At 36.8% G+C, this 24,032-nt stretch carries 14 protein-coding genes and 1 tRNA gene; 9 read left to right on the top strand and 6 right to left on the bottom strand.

The window, feature by feature from the left end:
* Positions 1-160: 160 nt before the first annotated feature.
* The 3 genes from UABHE_RS30170 to UABHE_RS30180 all read right to left on the bottom strand — a co-directional run bounded on the left by UABHE_RS30170 (position 161) and on the right by UABHE_RS30180 (position 5,400).
* On the bottom strand, positions 161-1,825 hold the full coding sequence (locus tag UABHE_RS30170; protein ID WP_372367108.1) for a DUF4340 domain-containing protein: 1,665 nt from the start codon (positions 1,823-1,825) through the stop codon (positions 161-163).
* Positions 1,826-1,954: 129 nt separating this feature from the next.
* Positions 1,955-4,453: a Gldg family protein gene (locus UABHE_RS30175; RefSeq protein ID WP_372367109.1), complete on the bottom strand. Its 2,499-nt coding sequence runs from the start codon at positions 4,451-4,453 to the stop codon at positions 1,955-1,957.
* Positions 4,450-5,400 (bottom strand): ABC transporter ATP-binding protein, encoded by a 951-nt coding sequence (locus UABHE_RS30180; protein WP_372367110.1) that lies wholly within the window; start codon positions 5,398-5,400, stop codon positions 4,450-4,452. Before UABHE_RS30180 ends, UABHE_RS30175 begins: the two co-directional genes overlap by 4 nt.
* A gap of 419 nt (positions 5,401-5,819) precedes the next feature.
* Between UABHE_RS30180 and UABHE_RS30185 the strand changes: the two genes are divergently transcribed.
* From UABHE_RS30185 to UABHE_RS30195, 3 genes are all read left to right on the top strand, one after another.
* Positions 5,820-6,713, top strand: coding sequence for a TIGR01777 family oxidoreductase (locus tag UABHE_RS30185; protein ID WP_372367111.1), 894 nt, complete (start codon positions 5,820-5,822; stop codon positions 6,711-6,713).
* A 298-nt stretch (positions 6,714-7,011) separates the two neighbouring features.
* Positions 7,012-8,304, top strand: a complete 1,293-nt coding sequence (locus UABHE_RS30190) for an efflux RND transporter periplasmic adaptor subunit (protein WP_372367112.1) — start codon at positions 7,012-7,014, stop codon at positions 8,302-8,304.
* A 4-nt stretch (positions 8,305-8,308) separates the two neighbouring features.
* Entirely contained in the window at positions 8,309-11,446 is a 3,138-nt protein-coding gene (locus UABHE_RS30195; protein ID WP_372367113.1) for an efflux RND transporter permease subunit, read from the top strand.
* Positions 11,447-11,452: 6 nt separating this feature from the next.
* Here the strand turns inward: UABHE_RS30195 and UABHE_RS30200 are convergent, their stop codons facing one another.
* Complete coding sequence (locus UABHE_RS30200; protein ID WP_372367114.1) at positions 11,453-12,061, bottom strand: LysE family translocator; 609 nt, start codon at positions 12,059-12,061, stop codon at positions 11,453-11,455.
* Positions 12,062-12,096: 35 nt separating this feature from the next.
* On the opposite strand from UABHE_RS30200, the gene dnaE reads away from it, so the two are divergent.
* The 6 genes from dnaE (at position 12,097) to infA (ending at position 19,780) form a co-directional block, all read left to right on the top strand.
* Positions 12,097-15,534, top strand: a complete 3,438-nt coding sequence (dnaE, locus tag UABHE_RS30205; RefSeq protein ID WP_372367115.1) for a DNA polymerase III subunit alpha — start codon at positions 12,097-12,099, stop codon at positions 15,532-15,534.
* A 557-nt stretch (positions 15,535-16,091) separates the two neighbouring features.
* Positions 16,092-17,147: a serine/threonine protein kinase gene (locus tag UABHE_RS30210; protein WP_372367117.1), complete on the top strand. Its 1,056-nt coding sequence runs from the start codon at positions 16,092-16,094 to the stop codon at positions 17,145-17,147.
* Between the two features lie 10 nt (positions 17,148-17,157).
* The gene (locus UABHE_RS30215; protein WP_372367118.1) at positions 17,158-18,453 is read left to right on the top strand and encodes a protein kinase; all 1,296 of its coding nucleotides are present in this window, start codon (positions 17,158-17,160) and stop codon (positions 18,451-18,453) included.
* Between the two features lie 29 nt (positions 18,454-18,482).
* Positions 18,483-18,908 (top strand): hypothetical protein, encoded by a 426-nt coding sequence (locus UABHE_RS30220; protein ID WP_372367119.1) that lies wholly within the window; start codon positions 18,483-18,485, stop codon positions 18,906-18,908.
* 456 nt (positions 18,909-19,364) lie between these two features.
* Positions 19,365-19,439 (top strand) — tRNA-Glu (locus UABHE_RS30225).
* A 116-nt stretch (positions 19,440-19,555) separates the two neighbouring features.
* Positions 19,556-19,780 (top strand): translation initiation factor IF-1, encoded by a 225-nt coding sequence (gene infA / locus UABHE_RS30230; RefSeq protein ID WP_151969382.1) that lies wholly within the window; start codon positions 19,556-19,558, stop codon positions 19,778-19,780.
* A gap of 2 nt (positions 19,781-19,782) precedes the next feature.
* Here the strand turns inward: infA and murA are convergent, their stop codons facing one another.
* The gene (murA, locus tag UABHE_RS30235; protein ID WP_372367120.1) at positions 19,783-21,042 is read right to left on the bottom strand and encodes a UDP-N-acetylglucosamine 1-carboxyvinyltransferase; all 1,260 of its coding nucleotides are present in this window, start codon (positions 21,040-21,042) and stop codon (positions 19,783-19,785) included.
* A 20-nt stretch (positions 21,043-21,062) separates the two neighbouring features.
* Positions 21,063-23,873 (bottom strand): preprotein translocase subunit SecA, encoded by a 2,811-nt coding sequence (gene secA / locus UABHE_RS30240; protein ID WP_372367122.1) that lies wholly within the window; start codon positions 23,871-23,873, stop codon positions 21,063-21,065.
* Between the last annotated feature and the right edge of the window lie 159 nt (positions 23,874-24,032).

The raw sequence follows: 24,032 nt of genomic DNA on the forward strand, positions 1-24,032 counted from the left end.
TCTCGTTTGTGTCTCTGCGAATTTAGTTAGAGTATATCGTCTTTTTGCGATCCCTCACTTTGCTTGTGTCCCTTTTGTAAAAAACAAAATGGTTGCGAATTGTGATGCCCTCATCTTGCTTTACAAGCGACGTGAGAGCATCGCATAAAGATTAATAGATCTATTTTTGAGATTCGTCTGCTTTTTCTTGAGTCTCAGTTTTAACTTCGACTTTTTCACTTTCTTGTGGTTTGTCTTCGACTTTTGCACTTTCTTGTGGTTTGTCTTCGACTTTTTCACTTTCTTGTGCCTTGTCTTCGACTTTTGCATTTTCTTGTGGTTTGTCTTCGACTTTTTCACTTTCTTGTGGTTTGTCTTCGACTTTTTCACTTTCTTGTGGTTTGTCTTCGACTTTTTCTTTCAAAATGCGCTTAGGAAAAAGCTTATTGTGATCATCGTTACTAATCGCAGTAAACGGTTTATTCTCGTCTACACCGATATAAATACCATCAACAACGGGAGACTTTTTACTTCCAGAATATACAGAATGTTTTGTATTATCTTTTAACGTTACAGTCAGAATATTTTGCGAAGCATCTAACCCTAAACTTGCTTTGTCTGTAGCATCAGTATAATCTTGAGGAGCTATTTTACTTACCGCACTCAAAAGGTCATCAATCACATCTTTGTCAACTTCACCTTCACTATTTGCTTTCCAGCTTTTGTCTTCTTGCTTATTGAAAGAAATTTTTACATCAGCGGTAGTTAAATCGACTTGAGTGATATCATCTTTTGTTAATGTTAAACTTGGAAGTTCGAAAACATCGTTACCATTTTTGAAAATATCGCGGAAACGCCATTCTTCAAGCTCATAAACCAAATTTGGTTTACTTTCTAAATAACAATATCCTACGCCACTTGGGTTAGGGTGACTTCCAACAATAGCGTACTTACTTTTATCGTTAAGATTAACTTCTAAACGAAACCTCGGCTTATCTAAGCCATATTCTGCTTTTTTTGAAGGATCAACACTGTCAGAGATTTTACACTCAGATAAAGTATCGAGTAGACCTGTTCTATACTCGTCTTTAAAGTCACGACCAAAACCACCAGAAGTCAATTTCCAAACGTAAGTTTTCTTTTTCGGTTTGGCTTTTTTCTCTTTGCCTTCCTTATCTTTACTCTCATCTTTTTTTTCTTCTTGTTTTACTTCTACCTTGCTTAAAACAAACTTTTTATCTGGATAAGTAAGAGATAATTTATTGATCTTGTCTTTCTTTAATTGCAGAATAACTTTTTCAATCCAAGTATCCTTGCGTAAATCATTGTTATCTTGTGCTAAATCAAGTTTAGACCGTAGTTCTCCTCCCACGCGATATACTTTTTCATTCTCAGAATTGCGTAAAAAACAACTTTCTTGGTCTAAACCTTTACCAATTAAAAAATGCTGTTTTCCTTCTTTGCATTCGATAATTAAATGAAATGCTGTTTTATCTGTTACTTTATATCTTTCGTGGAAATCTTTATTGCTAGAACGAAGTTCACCAAAAGTTTTTTTGAATTCGTTCAAAAACTCCATTATTTTTTTCTCATTAGCGGGCGCATTGTAAGATGAGCTGACAAACCACTTACTATCCCGATGAGATATTTCAACTTTGTTTTCTGCTTTACTTCCGTCATATAGAGCGATTTGTTTTATATCTGCAATTAAAAAATCATCACCCAAAACTTTTTTAGCATCTGTTTGTTCTATTACGCTTGTGGTTGTTCGCATTTTATTCTTTATAAGAATACCTACAGCGAGTACAGCAGCAACAGCTGATAGTATTACAAGTTTCTTATTCATTTTTTTTCCTCTACCTCTAATGAAAATTTTGCAAAGGTGTAGTCCAGATGTTTAGTGTGTCAAGCAGTAGTTTACATCCACTTAACACACTAAAATATTCAAACCAAAAGTAATTTTTTAGATATTTGTTTACATAACACTCATAGTATATTGATCACGAGTAATACGGCGCACTTGCAAACGCAAAATACCAATAATAACAATAAGCAGTGGTATAATTAAATAGTTCAGTACTTTCCAAAAAGTTCTATCGCTATCAGAAATTTTATTGATAGTACGTGCTGCTATTTTTTTACTGCGGATACTAGACAGTTCTCCACCTGTTGTTAAAACATCAACTCCATTGCGGAACAAATCAAGACTGTGTGTTAAAAAAGTCTGACTAAACATCTTTCCGCAACCAATTACCAGTAGTTTTCCTGGAGCTGGTTTCGCCTCGCTTACCTTTGAATCAGGAGCTGGCGGAGTAAATTGATTAGGATTTTGCTGTGGCTCTTTTGGCCATTCTGGTGTTTTTTCGTCGGCATCAGAAAACTGACCTTTGAGAAGAGCAATTAAAGGATAAGATGAAAATCCTTGTAGCGGTGGATTACGATCTTCTCTTGTTAAAATTCTCGTTTTTGGCAATTTCCATGCTTTGTCACTAGTTGTCATTAAAGTTTCTACTGTCAATTTATTTTCTTTGATGGTTTCTTCATCAATATCAAGAGCAGATCCCCACAAATAAACAACTTGATCAATACGGTTAGTGATAGGGCTCCCTTGCTCCATAAAATCACGTGTGACAATAATATGAGTTGGCATATCAACTTGTAAACCAAACATCGCAGCAAAAGGGTTCTCTTGTGATGCCTGTTGCTGAACAGTCAATACAAAATTATTGGAATCCATCAACACTTCTTCGTCGATCTTAACCCCATATTTTTCTAACCAGTCATTTACCCCTGGTTCATAATTTTGGCGATTAATTTCCAACTCTTTGTTTTTTTGACGATAGTCATACTCGTAATTTTGAACAGCTAAAAATACATTTTTGCCATTATGTAAAGCACGAGAAATTTCCCATTTTTGACGTTCGTTGAGTTTACGAGGGGCTAGCACAACAATCGTATCAAATTCTTCTGGCAGAGGGCTGCGTTTTGTTAAATCAACACGCTTTACTTCATAGCCATCATAAGTCAAAAGTCTTTCGATCACATCGTATTCGCCAGGAGGTACTGGTCGCCCCATTTGACGCATAATAGGGATCATAGCTGGATCAATTGAACTTCTTGGAGCAACAAGCGCTACAGTTTGCTTGTCCCGCGTTTGACGGTAGATAATAGTCATCACTTGGTACTCAAGTTCTTCAAGTGTTTGCGGAACAACACGCGGAATATATTCTTCTTTTTTGTCCATGTAAGCAATTCCCATAGACGAATATATAAGCTGCGTACTTTGTTTTGTTGCTTCACCTAAAGCAATTTGAAAAGGTTGTACACCTTTTTTCATCAATGATTTTTCCAGAGACTCTTCATCACGATGTTGTTTTCTTTGTTGTTCATCTTCTTCATCGTCAATTAAGCGCTGTGTTTGCATGTGCACGACTGAAAACTTCATCTTGCCACTACTAACAATGCGCATCTCTTCTAGTTTATCTGCCACTTGTTGTTCAAGACTTTTGAGTTGTATTGGTAGCTCTTCTTTTGGACTAATGTAGAGTTTGATCATCACATCTCCCTCAAGAGAGGTCAGAATCTTTTCCGTTGCAGGAGAAACAGTGTGAATTTTGTGTTCTGTTACATCCAAACGCCCTACAGCTAATCCTTCAAGCAAGTAGTTAGAAAATACACCGATGAAACAACAAAGTACAAAAGAAGTGGCAAACGAAAGTTTGTGTCCTTTGCGGTTACGACCCTCTAAATACATTCCATTTAGAAATAAGAACATTCCTGTCCACACAAGAAAATATACAAGGGAGGCTGTAGGAATGATTCCTTTAACAAAAGGTTCGTAGTGAGCTGTAACTGTTAAAAAGCTTTTCAATATTTGCCCGAACTCCACATTCATTCCAGTAGTATTCTTGATCATCGCATCGATACTAGCAACAATCATATCTAAACCGAAAATATAGAGAAAAAAGCAAGCTCCTAGAGAAAGAACAGCCGCCACTATTTGGTCTTTAACAAGGCCAGAAATGAAAATCCCAACAGCCAAGAATAAAGATCCAAGAAGTAGGGCCCCGATATAAGAAGAAAGGATAATTCCCCAATCAGGCGAACCTAATGCTCCTAACATGATAGGTAAACATATTGTTCCAGCTAAAGAAATGGCGAAGAAAATTAAACTCGCCAAATACTTTCCTAAAACTAAATGCGATGGTTGCATTGGAAATGTCAGTAGCATTTCAATTGTGTTTTCCTTGCGCTCTTCTGCCCATAATCTCATAGTAACAAGAGGCACAAAAACAATCAAAATGAAAGGCAAGGTTTGAAACATAATACGCATATTTGCGGAAGGAGCAGAGAAAAAAGAAATCTGATACAACCAAATATTAAGTGCTACAAATACGAAAGTAAAAATATAACCGATAGGAGAGTTAAAATAAGTAGCTAACTCTCGGCGTAGAACGGTAAATATATTTCTCATGCTTGTTCTCCTTTCGCATTGCGAGTGAGTGCAAGGAACACTTCTTCGAGACTCAAAGGATGACGTTTTAATTCGGAAAAGTTCCACGATTTATCACGTACGAGCTTTGAAATATCAGCGATAGGATTTTCATCCTTTGAAGACTCAATAGTGTAAATAGTCTCTTCACCTTGTGCTTTTTCTTCCACTTTTTTGACATGATCTATTTCTTGTAATGTTTTAGTTACCTCATCGCTTTCTACATCTTTTCCTATTACTAACTGCAATCGGTGATTTGGCATCGCTTGCTTGCGAATATCAGGAATTTTTCCGTTAGCAACTATTTTGCCGCGATTAATAACAATAATTTGGCTAGTAATTGCCTCTATTTCTTGCAAGATATGAGTAGAAAATATAACTGTTTTGTCTTGTGCTAACTCATTAATGAGAGAGCGAATTTCTAAAATCTGATGAGGATCTAAACCACTAGTAGGCTCGTCAAGAATTATAATTTCTGGATCATGTAGTAAAGCTTGCGCTAGAGCCGTTCTTTGCTTGTAACCTTTAGATAGTTCGCGAACGATCTTGCGATACATCATTTTTAAGCCACATTTTTCAACTACCCAGTCCAAACGTTTTTGTAAATTGAGACCATAAAGCCCGCGTGCATTACCTACAAACTTTAGGTACTCGCAAACTTCCATATCCATATAAAGAGGTAACTGTTCAGGCAAGTAACCTATCATTTTGCGAATAGGAACCGGATCTTTACGCACGTCTTTTCCTGCAACATATGCAGTTCCTATTGTTGGATAAATGAATGAAGTCAAAATTTTCAATGTCGTTGATTTACCTGCTCCATTGGGACCCAGTAACCCTATAACTTCGCCTTTTTTAATTTCAAAGTTGGCGTTATCAAGAGCAGTTACCGGCCCATAAAGCATGGAAAGGTTTTCCGCTTGTATCATTCCATGAACCTTCCACAAATATTAAATTTTAAATAAAGTGTTTGTACAAAGTTGTATACTACTATAGTATATTAGAACATATCCTATATACTGTTTTAGTAAGGACACGCCCTAGTGTCATTATAAATCAAATTTCCCTAATAAAAAATAATTTTATTAGGATGTGTAGTTAAATGCTTCAAATAAAGTGCCAACTAACTCCAAATTAGAACGTATATTTATTTAGAAGACACTTCATCCTTGTATGTTATAACATTTTTTCTTGATTTTTTTTTAATAAAACTTCTGGCACACATATCGTGTATGCCAAATTGCTAAAGTTTTTGTATTAAACATGCCTTGTTGACAAAATTAGGATGCGGCAAATATACCAAATTTTACATAAAATTTCACCTGCAACATCCCTAGAGGAGCACACCATGAAAATTTTACTTACAGGATCAAACGGTTTTGTTGGTTCATTTTTGAGACAACACTTTAACAACAAAGGCTACCAAGTTCGTCGACTGGTGAGATCGAAACCACAAGATGAAGATCAATTTTCGTGGTCACCTAGCGAGCAAAAATTAGATGAAAAAGCCCTAGAAGGAATCGATGTAGTTATTCATCTTGCTGGAGAAAATATATTAGGCATTTGGACACAAAAAAAGAAAAATGCGATTATGGAAAGTAGACGTCAAGGCACAAAACTAATAGCCCAAAAAATGAGTGAAATGGAAAAGCCACCTAAACTTCTAATAAGTGCTTCAGCCATTGGTTTTTACGGTGACAACGGTGATCGTTTTGTTGACGAGACAGATAAAAAAGGAAATGGATTCCTAGTAGATGTTTGCGATGAGTGGGAAAAAGCAACCTCCGTTGCAAAAGAAAAAGATATTAGAATAACTAATTTGCGAATAGGCATTGTTATGGGGACGAGTGGCGGACCTTTACAAAAAATGCTTCTTCCATTTAAATTAGGTTTAGGTGGTCGTTTAGGTAACGGAAAGCAATATGTGAGTTGGATTAGTATCAATGATATTGTCGGCATTATTGAGCATATTATTGATAATAAAAATGTTTCTGGCCCAATTAATGCGTGTGCGCCAAATCCAGTAACAAACCAAGAAATGACCAAAACATTAGGAAAAGTGCTATCTCGGCCTACTATTTTTCCTGTACCGCGCTTTGTATTTAAAACCCTTGCGCGGCAAATGAGCGACGAAATGCTATTTTCGAGTACGCGCGCTAAACCCAAAAAAATAATGGACTCCGGATACGTTTTCCAACATAATTTTTTACAAGATGCTTTACAAGACTTATTAAAAAAATAAATACCTAGGGCCTATCATCAAGTTAGATATAAACAACGATCATAATCGTAGCGATAGTCGTGATCCTGACTATAACCGAATATTTTAAGTATTTCTTGAAAAAGAAAATCGCAGTTATTCGGTTATGATTACGGCTACGATCTCGATTACGGCGAGGGTCACAGTCACAGTCGCGAATTTTTAGTATAATGTTTTAATTGATAATAACCCCTAGATTACCAGCACTAACTATCAATTAAGTTTCTAGTACTGATAGTTAAAGATAAACTCAAAATTCTTACATATATAGAGTAATAACATGAAACCTAAAAAAGATTGGTCTACTTTTCGCAAAGTCAAAATTTCTATTGTATTCTCTATAATATTCTTATCTGCGGGAATGACAGTAAACAACTTACTCGCAATGTTAAAAAAAGAGCCCAAAAAAGTAGAGAAAATACAAGCTTTTACAACAGTAAAGGTTCAAAAAGTTGTGCGCAAAAACTATCGCGAACAAATCAAAGGATATGGCACTGTTGAGCCGATATTAGACACCACTGTTTCTGCAGAAGTTGCAGGCGTTATCAAGTGGATTTCTCCTCGTTTACGACGCGGTGAAATTTTTGCGGCAACGGATAAACCACAAAAATTATTAGAAATAAATGACGACGATTTACAACAACAATATATTTCAGCTAAATCAAATTTAGAAAAAGCTCAAGCAGCAGTAAAAGCCCTTGAAATTGAATTTCAAGGTACAGAAAGCTTACTAAAGAATGCAGAAAAAGAATGGCAAACCTCTTCTAGGGAACTGCAAAGGCTAAATAAACTAATTCAGGAACGTGGAATTTCTCCTAGTGATCTTGATCGTCAGATTATGCAAACTTCACAAACAGAAAAAGAGGTTCTACGCCTAAGCTGGCAATATAAATCGCAAATCAATAGCCGCAAACGCGTTCGTGCAGATGTTACACTTGCAAAGGCGCAACTTCAACAAATAAAAAACGACTTGCGTAAAACAAAAATATACGCTCCGTATGCAGGCTACATAACAAACGTTCATGTAAATTATGGAGCGCGTGTTACTCCTGGCATGGCACTACTACGCATAGTGAATATCGATAAAGTCGCTGTTGCTATTTCTCTATCTGCTTCGCGCTATGGACAAATTAATATTGGTTCTCAAGTTGAGATCGCAATAAATGGTTCACAATCGCGTAAGGGAAAAATTGTACGAATTCTTCCAGATATAGACGCTCAAACAAGAACATTCCAAGTTTTTGTTGAAATTAATTACCAACAAAAAATAGTTCCAACAGGCATTTTCGCTGTATGCAAAGTAGAGGGAAAACTCTACCAAGATATGTTTGTTATTCCTCGCACGGCTGTAATCGACGGTTTTGTATTTATAGCACGCAAACTTCCTGAACACAAAAACAAAGGAATCGTGGAAAAAAGACCACTCACTATTGAAGCAAGTACTTCAGAATATATTTTAGCCAGTGCAGGTTTACAAGAAGGCGACGAGGTAATTATTACCAATGTAGAAGAAATATCCGAAGGTTCTCACGTAGGAATTTTTAGCGGCTATCAAACTTCTAAGCAGAGATAAACTTATGAATCTACCTAAATTTTCAGTGAAAAATCCAGTTGCAGTCAACTTACTTATGTTGGGAATACTCCTTGGAGGATTGTATTTTTGGTTTACAATGGTCCGCGAATTTTTTCCTAACTTTAATCTAGATAAACTTATTATAAATACTCCTTTTCCAGGCGCGACACCCGAAGAAATTGAGAAGTCTGTCACTGTCAAAATAGAACGTGAGATAAAATCAGTAGATAATATAGAAAGCACTTCATCTTCTATTTTTGAAGGTGTTTCGGTTACGACTGTAACCTTATATCCTTACGCTAATAAAGATAAAGTTCTCAACGATTTACGTACTAAAATCGATCAAATAAAATCAGAACTTCCTCAAGATACAGAAGACACGATAATTACGGAACTAAAGGCCACGATTCCTGTTATTTCTGTCATGGTATATGGTGACGTGGACGAAAGAGCCCTTAGACGTACTGCGATTAATATCAAAGACGATATACAAAGTTTTCCCGACATATCACAAGTTTTTATCTCTGGTATTCGCAACCAAGAACTTCGCATTCAGGTATTTCCCGAAAAATTAGAAGAACATAACCTTACATTTGAAGACGTTGGACGCAAAATTGCAGCGATAAATTTGGATCTTCCAGGAGGACAGTTAAAAGGAAGTAGTAGTAATATTGGCGTACGCACCATGGCCGAAAGCAAAAAAGCTAAAGAAATAGAGCAAATTGCGATTATCAGCAACAGCGAAACAGGAGCGATCGTACGTTTAAAAGACATAGCAATTGTCGAGAATAGCTTTGAAGATAAAATAGAAAAAGGGCGCTTTGCTGGAAAAAACGCCTGTATGATTACGGTGATGAAAACGCCAGAACAAGATGCTCTTAAAATAGCAGGAATAGTAAAAGAGTATATTAAAAACAATCCCACTCGTTTGTCTGGAGCAGTAACGTTAGGTACAGCTAATGAGCTATCGCGTTTTATTACTCAGCGTCTCGATCTGATGTTGCGCAGCGCATTCTGGGGATCTATTCTAGTTTTATTATCGTTAATAATTTTTCTGGATATCACAACCGCACTGTGGGTAGTTTTGGGACTTGCTGTATCATTTCTTGGAACCTTTATTTTCATGGTTTGGCTTGGAGTTACAATTAACTTGATGTCCCTATTCGCGCTCATTCTCGTTTTGGGTTTAGTTGTGGATGACGCAATCATTGTCAGCGAAAATATTTATTCGAGCATTCGTAAGGGCGATTTAGAAAGTGGTGCTGCTGCTATTCGTGGAGCTAACGAAGTTTCTTTACCAGTGTTAGCTGCCGTTTTAACATCGATTATTGCTTTTGCTCCGATGTTATTTCTAGGAAAAGAAATAGGCGCATTCTTAGGTGTATTACCCAAAGTAATGATCGCTGCTTTAGCCGTGTCATTAGTTGAAGCCTTTTTAATTCTTCCAGCACACCTCTCTCATATAAAAGAAAAAAAAGCACCTTCTAACTTCATAGCAAAATGGTGGTATAAATTTCAGATAGCAAAAAATATATTTCTAGAAGTCACTTTGCCAAACATAACCGCTAACTTTGTCGGCTTTTGTCTACGATGGCGTTATATTACAGTAGCTGCAAGCATTGCTTTTTGTTTATTTGTCATAGGACTAGTTCGTGGTGACCTTGTTCCCTTTGTATTTTTGCAAAAAGTAGACGCCGAAACGCTGACCATTGACTTAGAGATGGCCTCAGGAACACCAGAAGAAATCACCTTGGCTGTCATAAAAAAAATAGAAAAAGTAACTCTGGATGTCCCTGAAGTCAAAAGCGCATTTTCAGTAATTGGAACTTCATTTTCAGATCGCGGTCGCAAAACGGCAAACGATCCCGCAACTGTAGGACAAATAACTGTTGAACTCGTCGATTCCGACATTCGTGTGCGCAACAACATGCGTAGTTCTTCTCAAGTTATCTCTATTATTCGTCGTGAAATAGGGGAAATTCCTGGAGCTAAAAAACTACTGTTACAAGAGCAAGCTGGCGGACCACAAGGTGCTGATATCGAAATACGTGTCACTGGTGAATCATTAAGTAAAATTAGTGAAGCACTTGTGTATATGAAAGGTGCTATTCAAGAGAAACAGGGTGTACTTGAGGTAAATGATAATTTACAACGCGGTAAACAAGAAATTCGTTTGCGATTAAAAGATAATGCTTACATGTTGGGAATGACAACTTCCGACGTTGCGCTACAAGTACGCCATGCTCTTTTTGGTTTTGAAGCACAAAAATTACAAGAAAATAAAGAAGAGATTATTGTTCGCGTTCTACTTCCAAAAGAACAACGTAAAAGCATGACCGATTTATCGGCCCTAAAAATTTCAACTGCAACAGGCCAACGCATTCCACTCGAAGAAGTTGCTGAAATTTCAACTGCTCGTGGCTACGCTTCGCTATCGCGTTACGAAGGCAACCGCGTCGCAACAATTACAGCAGAAGTAGACGAAGACGAAGTTAATCTATCAGGATTAACAGCGACGATTGAAAAGGATTTTGCTAATTTGAACAAAAAGTTTCCGGGCATCACTTTTTCTTTTGAAGGTCAAAAAAAGCAAACTAGCGACTCCTTTTCTTCATTGTTTGTCGGTTTTCCTGCCGCGCTACTTATTATTTATGCGATCATTGCAAGTTTGTTTGGCTCGTATTCACAACCACTCCTTATTATGGTTGCAATTCCATATGCAATTATAGGTGCTATATTTGGGCATTTTATTATGCAAATGCCTTTTACGCTATTATCTATGATTGGTTGTGTGGCTCTTTCAGGTGTAGTTGTAAACGATAGTTTGGTACTTGTTAGTATTATTAATGATACACGTAAAGATACTGACAATTTAGAGGAAGCTCTTCTTACAGGTGTACGTCGTCGATTGCGAGCTATCTTATTGACAACAATCACTACTGTTTTAGGCTTAATTCCTCTTCTACTAGAAAAAAGTTTTCAAGCACAATTTCTAATTCCGATGGCAATTTCTCTGGTCTTTGGTCTTATTTTTGCTACAGTAATCACTTTGTTGATTATACCTACATTTTACTTGATACTAGAAGATATAAAACGCATAACAGTATTTACATTTCAACAAACTAAACGTATTTTATTTTAGAAAGCATTAAGAAAAATCAAAAAACAACAATTGAATAGCGAAAACACAGAGAACTAAACCACTACACCACGAAAATATAACAGCGTGATGATTTCTTACTAAAAAACGTCGCGCCAAAATAGTAACAAAGGAAAGAACAATACTTGCAACTATAGCATGAAGACTGCCAAGATATAGTGCTGCTAATCTGTTACTTTTTATATCAACAAATTGAGGTAATAACGCTATCATTAAAATCACAACCTTCGGATTTAATAAGTTCATAAAAATACCATCAATAAGTACTTCTTTTAATAAAACATTTTTTTGAACTTTTTTGAACGAAAGTTCTTTTGCGTAAAAAATATTTTTTACCCCCATATAAAAAAGATACAGGGAACCACACATTTTTAAAATAAAAAATAGCTGGGGAATAAGCTGTACAAAAATAGCCAACCCTAAAAAAGCAAAAGCAGCATGTAGTAGTATACCAATAGCGTTGCCAAGTACTGCTACGAATCCACCTTTTTGTCCTACATGAATAGTCGACTGGATGACATAAACCCAACTAGCACCCGGAGAGATAGCGATCATAAAACTTACGGCTGCAAAGGCAACTACGTTTTCAAGTGTCATAACTTTTTTGAATCCTCAATTGCATGGAGTTATCGATGAGTGATCAATTTGTACATTTACATACACATACCCATTATAGTCTTTTGGATGGAGCGATTAAAATACCAAATTTGGTAAAAGCAGCAAGAGAATTTGGTATGCCTGCTATTGGTATCACCGATCATGGCAATATGTTTGGTGCCCTTGAATTTTTTCAAGCATGTAAGAAAGAAGGTATTAAACCAATTGTTGGCTACGAGGCTTATGTCGCCCCTAATAGTCGCTTAGCAAGAGGCCGAGAAAACGCACGCGCTTTCCACGTAACACTGCTTGCAAAGAACTACACAGGCTATAAAAACCTAATGAAGCTAGCCTCAGAAGCTTATTTGACAGGCTTTTATTATAAGCCGCGTATTGATCGTGAGCTATTAGCAGCACATAGCGAAGGAATCATTGCATTTTCAGGTTGTTTGGCCTCAGAAATTTGTCGTAATATTCTCAATAAGGACCTAAAAAAAGCGCGCAAAGTAATGGGCTGGTACCAAGATGTATTTGGCGAAGATTTTTACATTGAGTTACAAAAGAACAAAATAAAAGAACAATATATCGCCAACGATGAGTTAATTAAGATGGGTAAAGAATTCAAATTACCTTTAGTTTACACAAACGACATACACTACTTACGTGCAGAAGATGCAAAGCCTCATGATGTACTACTCTGTATCCAAACAGGTAACTTAGTAAAAAAAGCCGACCGCTTTCGCTTTGGCTCACAAGAATTTTATATGAAATCCCCGCAGCAGATGCGTAAAGAAGCAGAAGAATTTCCAGGGGCAGCCGAAAATACATTGCTTATTGCCGAAAAAGTCAATTTAGAAATCCCCCTAGGAGAAATCCACATTCCTAAATTTGATACTCCAAATGATATTCCCAACGAAGATTATTTGCGGCAACTTTGTGAAGAAGGCTTACACAAACGTTACGGAGAAGTCAAAGGAGAAGTTAAAGACCGCTTCGAAAGAGAGTTTGGCGTCATTTGCAAAATGGGCTTTGCTTCATACTTCCTGATTGTATGGGACTTCATTAACTACGCACGACAAAAAGAAATTCCTGTAGGACCAGGGCGCGGATCTGCTGCGGGAAGTATCATTGCCTACGCGCTAACAATCACCGATCTCGATCCTTTGAAATACCGTCTCATTTTTGAGCGTTTTTTAAATGAAGGACGTAATGAGATGCCCGATATCGATATCGACTTTGAAACAGAACGCCGCGGTGAGGTTATTGAATACGTATCTCAAAAATACGGGCAAAAACAGGTAGCGCAAATCATTACTTTTGGAACAATGGCTGCGCGCGCGGTAATTCGCGATGTTGCAAGAGCTATGGACATTCCACTTGCTGTTGTAGATAAGGTAGCAAAAAAAATCCCTGCTGTGCCTGGAATCACAATTGAAAAAGCTCTTAAGGAAGAAGAAGATTTTCGCAAAGCGTACAAAGAAGATCGCTTAATCACAGAACTAATTGATGTTGCCAGAAATTTAGAAGGTCTCAACAGACAGCCAGGGTTACATGCCGCAGGAGTTATCATTGCCGACGCAGATTTAACAGAATACTGTCCACTTTATAAAAGTTCTGACGGCACAATTGCAACGCAATATTCGATGAAATACTTAGAGAGTCTCGGTCTTCTTAAGATGGACTTTCTTGGACTAAGCACATTAACACTTATTGATAAAGCTCTTAAAATTATACATACCAATACTGGCAAAGAAATTGATATTTCAAAGATTCCTCTCGATAACAAAGAAACTTACGAACTACTTATGCGCGGAGATACTGGTGGAGTTTTCCAATTAGAATCCGACGGAATGCGTAATCTTGTAAAAAGACTACGCCCTGACCGCTTTGAAGATATCATAGCGCTCGTAGCTCTCTATCGTCCAGGTCCACTAAAAAGTGGAATGGTTGACACCTATATCCGTTGTAAACATGGTGAGGAACATCCAGTATACAAACATGCTATACTCGAACAAATCTTATCTGAAACTTTTGGTATGATTCTATACCAAGAGCAAGCAATGGAGATTGCCAAAGAGATGGCTAATTTTTCCCTATCCGAAGCGGATAAACTGCGCAAAGCAATGGGAAAGAAAATCCAGGAGTTAATGGATAGTTACCGCGAAAAATTTGTAGCCGGCGCAGCAGAACATGAGATTTCAGAAGAGCTAGCAATTGAAGTTTACTCGCAAATTGAATATTTCTCAGGGTACGGTTTTAACAAGTCACACAGTGCGGCATACGCGCTGGTAACATACCAAACAGCTTACTTAAAAGCGCTATACCCTAAAGAGTTTATGTGTGCTTTAATGACGTGCGAAAACCAGAATACCGATAAAATCGTGCGTTATATAAGTGAATGCGGATCAATGGATATCGAAGTGCTTCCTCCAAATATCAATAAAAGTCGTTCCTATTTTTGTGTAGAAAACGAGGACAAAATTCGTTTTGGCCTTTCTGCAATAAAAGGTGTAGGTGACAAAGCAGTCGAATCAATGATGGAAACGCGCGATAATATCGGTGAATTTAAATCACTCATTGATCTTTGTGAAAATGTCGATACACGTGTTGCTAACAAACAAACCCTGGAAGCACTTGTTAAAAGCGGTGCTTTTGATTGCTTTGAAAGATCACGAAGTCAGATGTTTGCCGGAATTCCTGAGATGCTAAAACTTGGTGCAAACATTCAAAAACAAAAGAATAGTAATCAAATGGATTTGTTTGGTGATTTTGCAGCCGAAGAAGTAAATGAAGTTTCCGATGCAGATGACTTGTATCCGCAGGTCGATGATTGGAGTGAAATTGAAAATTTAAAGTTCGAAAAACAAACACTTGGATTTTACTTTTCAGGCCACCCTCTACAACAATGGTCCGATTATATTGCAATGATGTGCGGAAGAACTATCGATTCCTTGTACCAAGAGAATAGTGCTGGAGCCTCAATGCTTGGTGGTATGATATCAGGAAAAAGAGAAATCACTATCAAAAGTGGTCGTAACCAAGGACGCAAGATGGCCCAAGTATACTTAGAGGATCTCACTGCCAGTTGTAGCATGATTTGTTTTCCTGATACATATCACAAATATTCGGAGTATTTACAAGAAGACCAAGCTGTTTTTGTTCGTGGAAAAATGAATGAACAAAAAGACGAACCCGAAATCATAATTGACCAAGTAATACCAATGGAGCAAGGTTTAGAAAACTTAATTACGCGTATCACTTTAAAAATCAAAAACAAAACGGAAGATGAAGTCAGAAAATTATTTGACGTTTGTTCTAAGTACCGCGGCGATTGTAAAACATTTTTACACATTGAAGGTAAGGATATAGTCACAGACCTAGAAGTTGCTGAAAAGTATTTTTTGCGCCCTGGTGTCGAATTATTTGAAGAAATAGAAAAAATAATAGGCAAAGGTGCAATAATGGTAATGTAAGTTCGCGAAGGTAAAATTCATCGAATTATCAAAAATCTTCATTGATAAAACAAATATTAAAATTCAATTTACCACTAAATACAAAGCTATTATCAATTAAGACATTATGCTGAAAAATTCGTAACTGCGACTACGACCTAGTCGTAATCTAAGCTCGTAGCCGTAATCATAACTGAGCAACTACAGCTTCTTTTTTAAGAAATGCTTAGAATACTCAGTCACAGTCACGGTGAAGTTCACGACAACGGCTACGAGCTTAGATAATTATTAACATCTAATTGATAACACACTCCAAATAGTGAAAATTAATTTAGAGTGAGATTTATCAAAACATCGAAAATTCTCAATTTATATTTGAAATGCAATAATATATTCATCTGATTTTACCTAATAATGTTACAACTCTTTAGAGATACTTTTGATTTGTCTCTTAGGTTTTACTTGAATTTGATATATTTGTAGCCTATAATTTTTATAGAGCCACTATTTTTGACAGCTCACTTATTAAAGACAAGAAACACGTTATTTGCGACCTACTCTTGTGACAGGGCAAAACAATGGATATACCATCTCGAATAGGCAAGTATAAAGTACTAAAGCATCTTGGCCAGGGAGCTAGCGGTTGCGTACTTAAAGTACAACAAGATGTTATTGGCCGTAACATAGCACTAAAGATTTTATTTACAAATCTTATGCAAGCGCGGCCAAATACAATAAAAAGATTTAAACGTGAAGCGCGGCTTGCATCTTCTCTTATACATCCAAATATAGTACTTATATTTGATATTGGAGAAGAAAATGGTATGCACTACTATACTATGCAATACGTAGAAGGATTATCAATGGTCGAACAGATCAAAAAAAACAACTTATCTTTCTCTCAACGTTTAGACATGATGCTACAGTTTTGCGACGCCTTAGCTCTTGCACATTCAAAAGGAATTATTCATCGCGATTTAAAACCCCATAACGTCGTCATTACAAAAGATTTGGCACCTATGATTTTAGACTTCGGTATTGCTAAATCACTTGTTGATGATGAAAATATGACTCAAGTCGGACACATTTTAGGAAGCGCTCACTACATGGCACCAGAGCAGGCGCGTTCCACTGCAGTAGGAACATACACTGACGTTTTTGGTATTGGTGTTATGATGTACGAAATGTTTACCGGAGCACGCCCATTTCAAGGAAATGATGTAAGAAATTTAATTATCGAACGTATTAAATACGGCGAAGATTCAACAAAAAACTGCCCTATTCCAATGTACGAAATAAATAATCGCATTCCTATAATGCTTAACGATATTGTATTTCGTTGTATGGCAGGAAAACCCAAAGATCGTTATCAAACGGCAAACGAAGTTCTTGAAGAGCTAAAAAACTTTAAGAATCAACTAGATTTACACAATGCGATTGATCGCGTCTTAGACAACAAAGAGAAAGACAAAATTCTCGTCAATCACAAAGCTTCTTATGTACAACCAATACTGTTTAGTTTGTTTATCTTTGTTTGTGGAATATTGTTTGTGTCCTTAATATTTTGGGGAGAAAAATACATTCCCAATTTACATGAACATCTTCCCTTCCTAAAAACATTGCAAAATTACTAGAGGCACAAAAATGGCAAAATTAACTGTTATTGTTGGTGAGAATGTTGGCACGGTTTATAAACTAGGCAAGAAAGAAAATGTCGTTGGGCGTGCCTCTGATGTAAGTTGTGTATTACGAGACTTGCGCGCATCACGTAAGCACTCCTGTGTCGCTTTTGACAAAGGAGAATACTACCTCTTTGATATGGGTAGTCATAATGGAACATACCTAAACGGACATAAGATTCCTGGAAAATCAAAACTAAAAAGTAATGATAAGATAGGTATTGGCGCTACTGTTCTTACCTTCACAGGAGAAAGTATAGGTCAAAAACAAGACACACTCTCGTCTTATACAATTATCAATGAAGTTAAAAAAAATGACACAGGTGATTTTTCAATTGCACGGCAAAAGATCGTAGAACGGGATGTACTACTATGGAGAATTTCACGCGAAATCCTAAACGAAGATCCACAACAAAGTAATAGTATTCAACGAGATTTTTTACAGCAAATTCAAACCGTTGCCTCTATTCTGCATCGCAATCTCTTAATACTTCTTGATTTTGGAGTCAGTACACGTTATCTATACTGCGCTTTTGAATCTGTAAATCTCAAATATAATTTACGCAAATACATAGAAGAAAATACTCCATCTGTTCCAGAAATAATCGATATTAGTATGCAAATGGCCACTGGTTTAGAACATGCACACAAACAAAACGTTCCTCACCTACATTTAACAGATAAAAATATACTAATTGAGCCGCAAAATAAAAGAGTAACAGTAACTGAACTAGGAATTTCGCAATTTTTATCTTCCGCAACTTTAACCAACAGTCACGGATCAACAACAACAGGTATTCTTGGTGTCTCAGCATACATTTCACCAGAACAAGCTTCTGGGAGCAAGGCAACGGATAAAGCCGATATTTATGCATTAGGATGTGCAATGTACCATTTGTTAGCAGGCTCTCCACCTTTCGAAACAAAAAACATGTATGAATTATGCAACAAACACTGCAACGAAGAACCATCACCGATTGAAAATCATCGTAGTGAAGTTCCAAAAGCATTTGCAGCAGTAATAAAAAGATGTATGGCAAAAACTCCTCAACAAAGACCAACGGCAGAACAACTCATTACGGAGTTATCTTTAATTAAACAACAAGTTGTCTACGAAGAGTCTGCCTACAGTGAAGAAGGCAAAGAGTATTTACGCGAGAAGTTTGGAGAAATAAAGTTACTGCGTTGGTGGTTTATTGGGCCAACGGTTTCGATTGCGTTAACAGGTATATTCTTTTTTATTGTACGCAGTTTACAATAAAACAAAACACTAAAAATTAAGGTTTCTCAATGGCAAAGCAAAGCACCCAAGATTATCTAGCAAAAGTTACGCGCTTAATTCCAGCGCAAATAATTGGAGCATATATCCTAATCGCTGGACTTATTCCAACTAACGCCCAAAATCAAAAATGGATTTACACATTTATCTTTGTGTTTTTATTGGTGCTAGCTCCAATTATTGGCAATAAAAATCGTACACAAAGAAAACAAAAGAAACTCACTTGGAAACAAATAGTAATTGTTGGTATATCATTTAGTTTATGGGTGTACTGTTTAGGTGGTCCTTTTCGTTTATGGTTTCCTGGATACTATCAACCATGGATAGGTTCTGTAGCGGTTGTAATGTGGTCAATGCTAACTTCGTTTATCGACAAAGAAACAGAAAATCCTGGACCATTTGTATGGATTCCCAAAAAAGATGGAGAGCATGTTTAGTTTACTTAGATTTTTACCACGGTAGCAAGTTAGAAAACTACAAAATTTAGAAAGAACAAAATGGCTCTTCATAGTTATGTGCTAGATGAAAAATTGGTCAGCTTACCGCATCATCTCCATCTCTTAAGTTCGGGATCGTGTTTTATTTCAACTCGCACAAGGCGTAAAGTATTGGTTTCTTTCATTAACATAATATGAATGGAGAATTAACCGGTGTAGAGTGTGGCTCTTGTGGTGACTCGCATCCCCAAATGATAACATATACTATATTAAACTTTATAGTTGCAGATTATTTCGGTGAGAAAGTTACTTTTTCCACAAGGACGTCCATTACACAAGACAATGTACTACAAGTATTTACGAGCAAAGCCACGCTTTAATTCAAAAAAAAGTTATTTTTTTTGAAAAAAACTATTGACGATCAACAAACCTTGTGATAATATCTGTTCATCAATCGGCCCTGTCGTCTAGCCAGGCCTAGGACACAAGGTTTTCAACCTTGCAACACGAGTTCAAATCTCGTCAGGGTCATTGTGTTTTTCCCTCCAAAACTCATCAAAAAATAACACCTTACTTTACTTAAAACATTACTAATATTTTTTTTATTTAACAATAAAATATATATATGAACTGAGAGGATTTTTTTAGTGTCTAAAGAAGAAGCAATTTTAATGGAAGGTCAAGTCTTAGACGCATTACCTAATACTAAATTCCGTGTAAAACTAAGCAATGGACATGTTGTACTCGCACACATTTCAGGAAAAATGAGACAAAGATATATTCGAATTGTACCTGGAGACACTGTACAAGTAGAACTTTCTCCTTACGATTTAGAAAAAGGTCGTATTACCTATAGACTTCCATCAAAGTAAAACTACTTGTAATTTATGTCAGCACCTAAATAAGATAGTTTTACTTGCAAATTTTCATAGCCTCTCTGAATGTGGTGAATTTGTTTGATTTGAGTTTCGCCTACAGCAACTAAGCCCGCTAAAACAAGTGCGGCACTCGCACGGAGATCAGACGCAAAAACCGTCGTGCCTTTTAGCGTTTTTATTCCTTCAATATAAACACTTGCTTTTTTCTGTTCAATACACGCTCCCATCTTTAAAAGCTCTTTTACATAAGCAAAACGATGAGGGTAAATTTTTTCTGTTACACAACTCACACCAGGAATAATAGTAAGCATAGAAGTTAGTTGTGCTTGTAAATCAGTAGGAAATCCAGGATATGGTGTTGTTTCTATACTCACTGGTAAATAATTATCTTTCCCTTCTACGACTATTCGATTAGACTCCTCTACAATAACCGTACCCATTTTTTTTAGTGTAGTAATAATACTTTGTAAATACAAAGGGTTGGCATTCAGCAACTCAACACTACCGCGCGTCATTGCTGCTGCAATCATAAAAGTTCCTGCTTCGATGCGGTCTGAAATAATACGATGCTCCGTTCCTCTTAATTCATCAACACCTTCAATAATAAGTGTTCTCGAACCAATACCACTTATTTGTGCACCCATTTTATTTAAAAACTTAGCTAATTCTTCTACTTCAGGTTCACATGCAGCATTTTTAATTGTTGTCTTTCCACGCGCAAGAACAGCCGCCATCATTACATTTGCTGTTCCAAGAACGGTCGAACCAAAAGAGCTACCGAGATATATGCTGTTTCCATTAAGTTTTTGCGCTGTTAGCTCAATGTGATTATTTTCTACTTGTACATGTGCACCAAGAGCTTCCATTCCTTTTAAATGCAAATCAATAGGACGATCACCAATTACACAACCTCCAGGAAATGCAATCCTCGCTTTTTTGCGTTTTGCTAGAAGAGGTCCTAAGACACATATCGAAGCGCGCATTTTTTTTACAAGCTCGCTAGGAGCTGCATATGAAGTTTCTTCATTTACACAGCAAACAAGCGCCTGATCTGAGCGGCGATGAACTGCAACCCCAAGAGAACTTAAAATTTGCACAATAACATCTACATCACTTAGCTGCGGAACATTATGAATAATACTTGTTCCACGACTAAGTATAGTAGATGCGAGTATTGGCAAAGCTGCGTTTTTAGCTCCGCTAATTTTAACTGTCCCGCGAAGTGATTTTCCGCCTTTTATTAATAAAGTGTCCATTTTTTTTCGTAGCGTGCTACTTAAGCTTTTCCACAGCATTTTTTGTGTTTTTTACCACTACCACATGGACACGGATCATTGCGTCCAACTTTAGGAGCACTACGCTTAATTGTTTTAACTTCGGTAGCGCTTGCTGCAACTTGAGCTTGCTCATATGCTTCACGATCTACACCACCACCTCCAAAATCAACGCCAAGATCATTGTGGTTAAACTGAGAAGGATTCCAAATGTCACCCAAATCTTCCATATCAGGCTCTTCAATTTCCAATTTAAATATAAAATCACTGACATCTTCTTGAACAGCAATAATCATTTTATCAAAATATTCATAACCTTTTTTCTTGTAAGCCACTTTTGGATCTATTTGTGCATATGCTTCGTAATTAATACTAGAGCGAAGTACATCCATTGCATACAGGTGATCTTTCCACCTTGAATCAATGGTATCAAGAAGTATATACTTCTCTAAGTTGCTCATCATTTCTCTACCAAGTTGTTTTTCGCGACTATCATAATTCTTATTTAAAGTATCAAGAATTTTTTCAATCACAGCATCTATTTTTTTAGAATCAATATCTGCAACACTTACTTGCATATTGAATTTTCGTTTTATCCAGTCACGTATTTCGGTAAATTCATCTACATTGCCAGTCAACCTCTCTGGTAGCATCGAATAAGCTGCATCTTCAACGCGCTCTTCGATCATTGTCCATACCATTTCGCGAAGGTCCTCTCCTTTGAGTACCTTACTACGTTTTTCATATACAATTTTGCGTTGCTCATCCATTACTTTATCATAATCAAGAAGAGATTTACGCATTTCAAAGTGAAATCCTTCTACTTTTTTCTGAGCTTTTTCAATCCCACGATTGATCATACCATGTTGAATATCCTGCCCATCTTGCATACCAAGTTTTTGCATCATTTTTATCATTGTAGGAGGAGCAAACTTGCGCATTAAGTCATCTTCAAATGATAGAAAAAATCGCGAACTACCAGGATCTCCTTGACGTCCAGAACGCCCACGAAGCTGGTTATCAATGCGCCGTGAATCATGACGCTCAGTTCCAATAATATGCAAACCATCTAATTCTGATATCTTAGTGCACAGTCTCAAATAAGGTAGGCTAAGTTCATCCCAAACTTCTTGCAATCGTTTTTGAATTTCATCAAGAGGAGCATCGACATTTTCTTTTAGATACACTTTTGCCCAATGGCGCGTTATTTTTTCTTCAAAATTATTATCACCCACAGAAAGACGTTTCGGAGCTAGTCCTGTTTTTTTCCAGTGCTCCAATAATTCTTCATGAGTAAAAGTACCAAGAACGATATCCGTTCCACGTCCAGCCATGTTTGTCGCAATTGTTACACTACCAAGATGCCCTGCGTTTGTAATAATTTGTGCTTCTTGCTCGTGATGTTTAGCGTTCAAAACTTTGTGTACTATATTACGCGCTTGTAATACAGATGAGAGTTCTTCTGATTTCTCAATAGAAATTGTACCAATAAGCATCGGACGACCAACACTGTGATTCTTCATCACTTCTTTTATAATCGCATTAAATTTTTCGCGTTCAGTTCCATAAATAACATCATCGTGAGAAATACGTGCTAGCGGCCTGTTTGTCGGAATAGCAAAAACTTCTAAGCTATAAATTTTATGAAATTCCATTGCTTCTGTTAGCGCTGTACCAGTCATACCAGAAAGTTTATTAAATAAACGAAAATAGTTTTGTAATGTTACTGTCGCAAGTGTTTGGTTTTCTTCGCGTAACTTCAACCCTTCTTTAGCCTCAATTGCTTGGTGTAAACCATCACTCCAACGTCGTCCTGGTTGCGGACGCCCTGTATTTTCATCGATAATAACAATTTCGCCTTTTAACTTAATATATTCAACATCGTGCTTAAAAAAGTGTTTCGCTCTTAGGGCTTGAGTAATATGGTGCGGCCAATCCATATTTTTTCCCTTGTAAAACGAGTCAACGCCTACTAGTTTTTCAGCTTTTTCTACACCTTCATCTGTTAAAAGTGCTAATTGTTCTTTTTCTTTTAATTCAAAGTCTTCATCTTTTTTTAACTGTTTAACAACCTTTGCTGCCTTGTAATACTTCTCACTAGATGCTTCCGCAGGTCCAGAAATAATAAGAGGTGTACGTGCATCATCAATTAATACCGAGTCAACTTCGTCAATAATGGCAAAATTTAGAACGCCTTGGGCTTGATCCTCTACTGACATTTTCATATTGTCACGTAGATAATCAAAACCAAATTCATTGTTCGTACCATAAGTAATATCGCACCCGTATTCATGTTGACGCTGTTTCGGCCCCATATAAGATTGTATACAGCCAACTTTAAGACCTAAAAACTCGTAGACAGTGCTCATCCAATCTCGGTCACGCTGTGCCAAGTAATCGTTTACAGTAACAACGAAAACCCCTTTACCTTCAAGAGCATTTAAATACGCAGGAGATGTTGCAACAAGTGTCTTTCCCTCTCCTGTTACCATTTCTGCTATTTTTCCGCGGTGGAGAATTATTCCCCCAACGAGTTGCACATCATAATGGCGCATGTTTAATACGCGGCGAGCTGCTTCTCTTACTGTAGCAAAAGCTTCAGGAAGGATTTGATCCAAAGTCTGGCCTTCTGCCAAACGCTTCTTAAATTGAGTTGTTTTTTCTTTTAAATCGTGGTCACTTAAAGCCACCCACTCAGATTCTAGAGCATTGACTTTATTTACTAAAGGAATAACTTCTTTTACAATATAACGATCGTTGTAAGATCCAAAAACTCCTTGTATTCCTTTTCCTAATTTTTCGACAAAAGACATAGCTTCTTCCTTATTCTATTGCTGCTAAAGAAATCATTTTAATATATCCTAACACGTCAAATACAGATTATGATAGAATTGCAATTTAGGGACGTGGTTAAAAATATATTAAATTTCTACCACAACCTTGTTGCCAAATTGAACAACCTTCGCTAGGAT

The sequence above is a fragment of the Candidatus Uabimicrobium helgolandensis genome, assembly GCF_041508025.1.
Lineage (GTDB): Bacteria > Planctomycetota > Uabimicrobiia > Uabimicrobiales > Uabimicrobiaceae > Uabimicrobium > Uabimicrobium helgolandensis.

Bases quoted from the DNA above. Each gene is read 5' to 3' on its own strand.
- UABHE_RS30220 (WP_372367119.1), top strand. From the start codon at position 18,483: ATGGCAAAGCAAAGCACCCAAGATTATCTAGCAAAAGTTACGCGCTTA.
- UABHE_RS30200 (WP_372367114.1), bottom strand. From the start codon at position 12,061: ATGACACTTGAAAACGTAGTTGCCTTTGCAGCCGTAAGTTTTATGATC.
- dnaE (WP_372367115.1), top strand. From the start codon at position 12,097: ATGAGTGATCAATTTGTACATTTACATACACATACCCATTATAGTCTT.
- UABHE_RS30210 (WP_372367117.1), top strand. From the start codon at position 16,092: ATGGATATACCATCTCGAATAGGCAAGTATAAAGTACTAAAGCATCTT.
- UABHE_RS30190 (WP_372367112.1), top strand. From the start codon at position 7,012: ATGAAACCTAAAAAAGATTGGTCTACTTTTCGCAAAGTCAAAATTTCT.
- UABHE_RS30180 (WP_372367110.1), bottom strand. From the start codon at position 5,400: ATGATACAAGCGGAAAACCTTTCCATGCTTTATGGGCCGGTAACTGCT.
- UABHE_RS30215 (WP_372367118.1), top strand. From the start codon at position 17,158: ATGGCAAAATTAACTGTTATTGTTGGTGAGAATGTTGGCACGGTTTAT.
- UABHE_RS30185 (WP_372367111.1), top strand. From the start codon at position 5,820: ATGAAAATTTTACTTACAGGATCAAACGGTTTTGTTGGTTCATTTTTG.
- UABHE_RS30175 (WP_372367109.1), bottom strand. From the start codon at position 4,453: ATGAGAAATATATTTACCGTTCTACGCCGAGAGTTAGCTACTTATTTT.
- secA (WP_372367122.1), bottom strand. From the start codon at position 23,873: ATGTCTTTTGTCGAAAAATTAGGAAAAGGAATACAAGGAGTTTTTGGA.
- UABHE_RS30170 (WP_372367108.1), bottom strand. From the start codon at position 1,825: ATGAATAAGAAACTTGTAATACTATCAGCTGTTGCTGCTGTACTCGCT.
- murA (WP_372367120.1), bottom strand. From the start codon at position 21,042: ATGGACACTTTATTAATAAAAGGCGGAAAATCACTTCGCGGGACAGTT.
- UABHE_RS30195 (WP_372367113.1), top strand. From the start codon at position 8,309: ATGAATCTACCTAAATTTTCAGTGAAAAATCCAGTTGCAGTCAACTTA.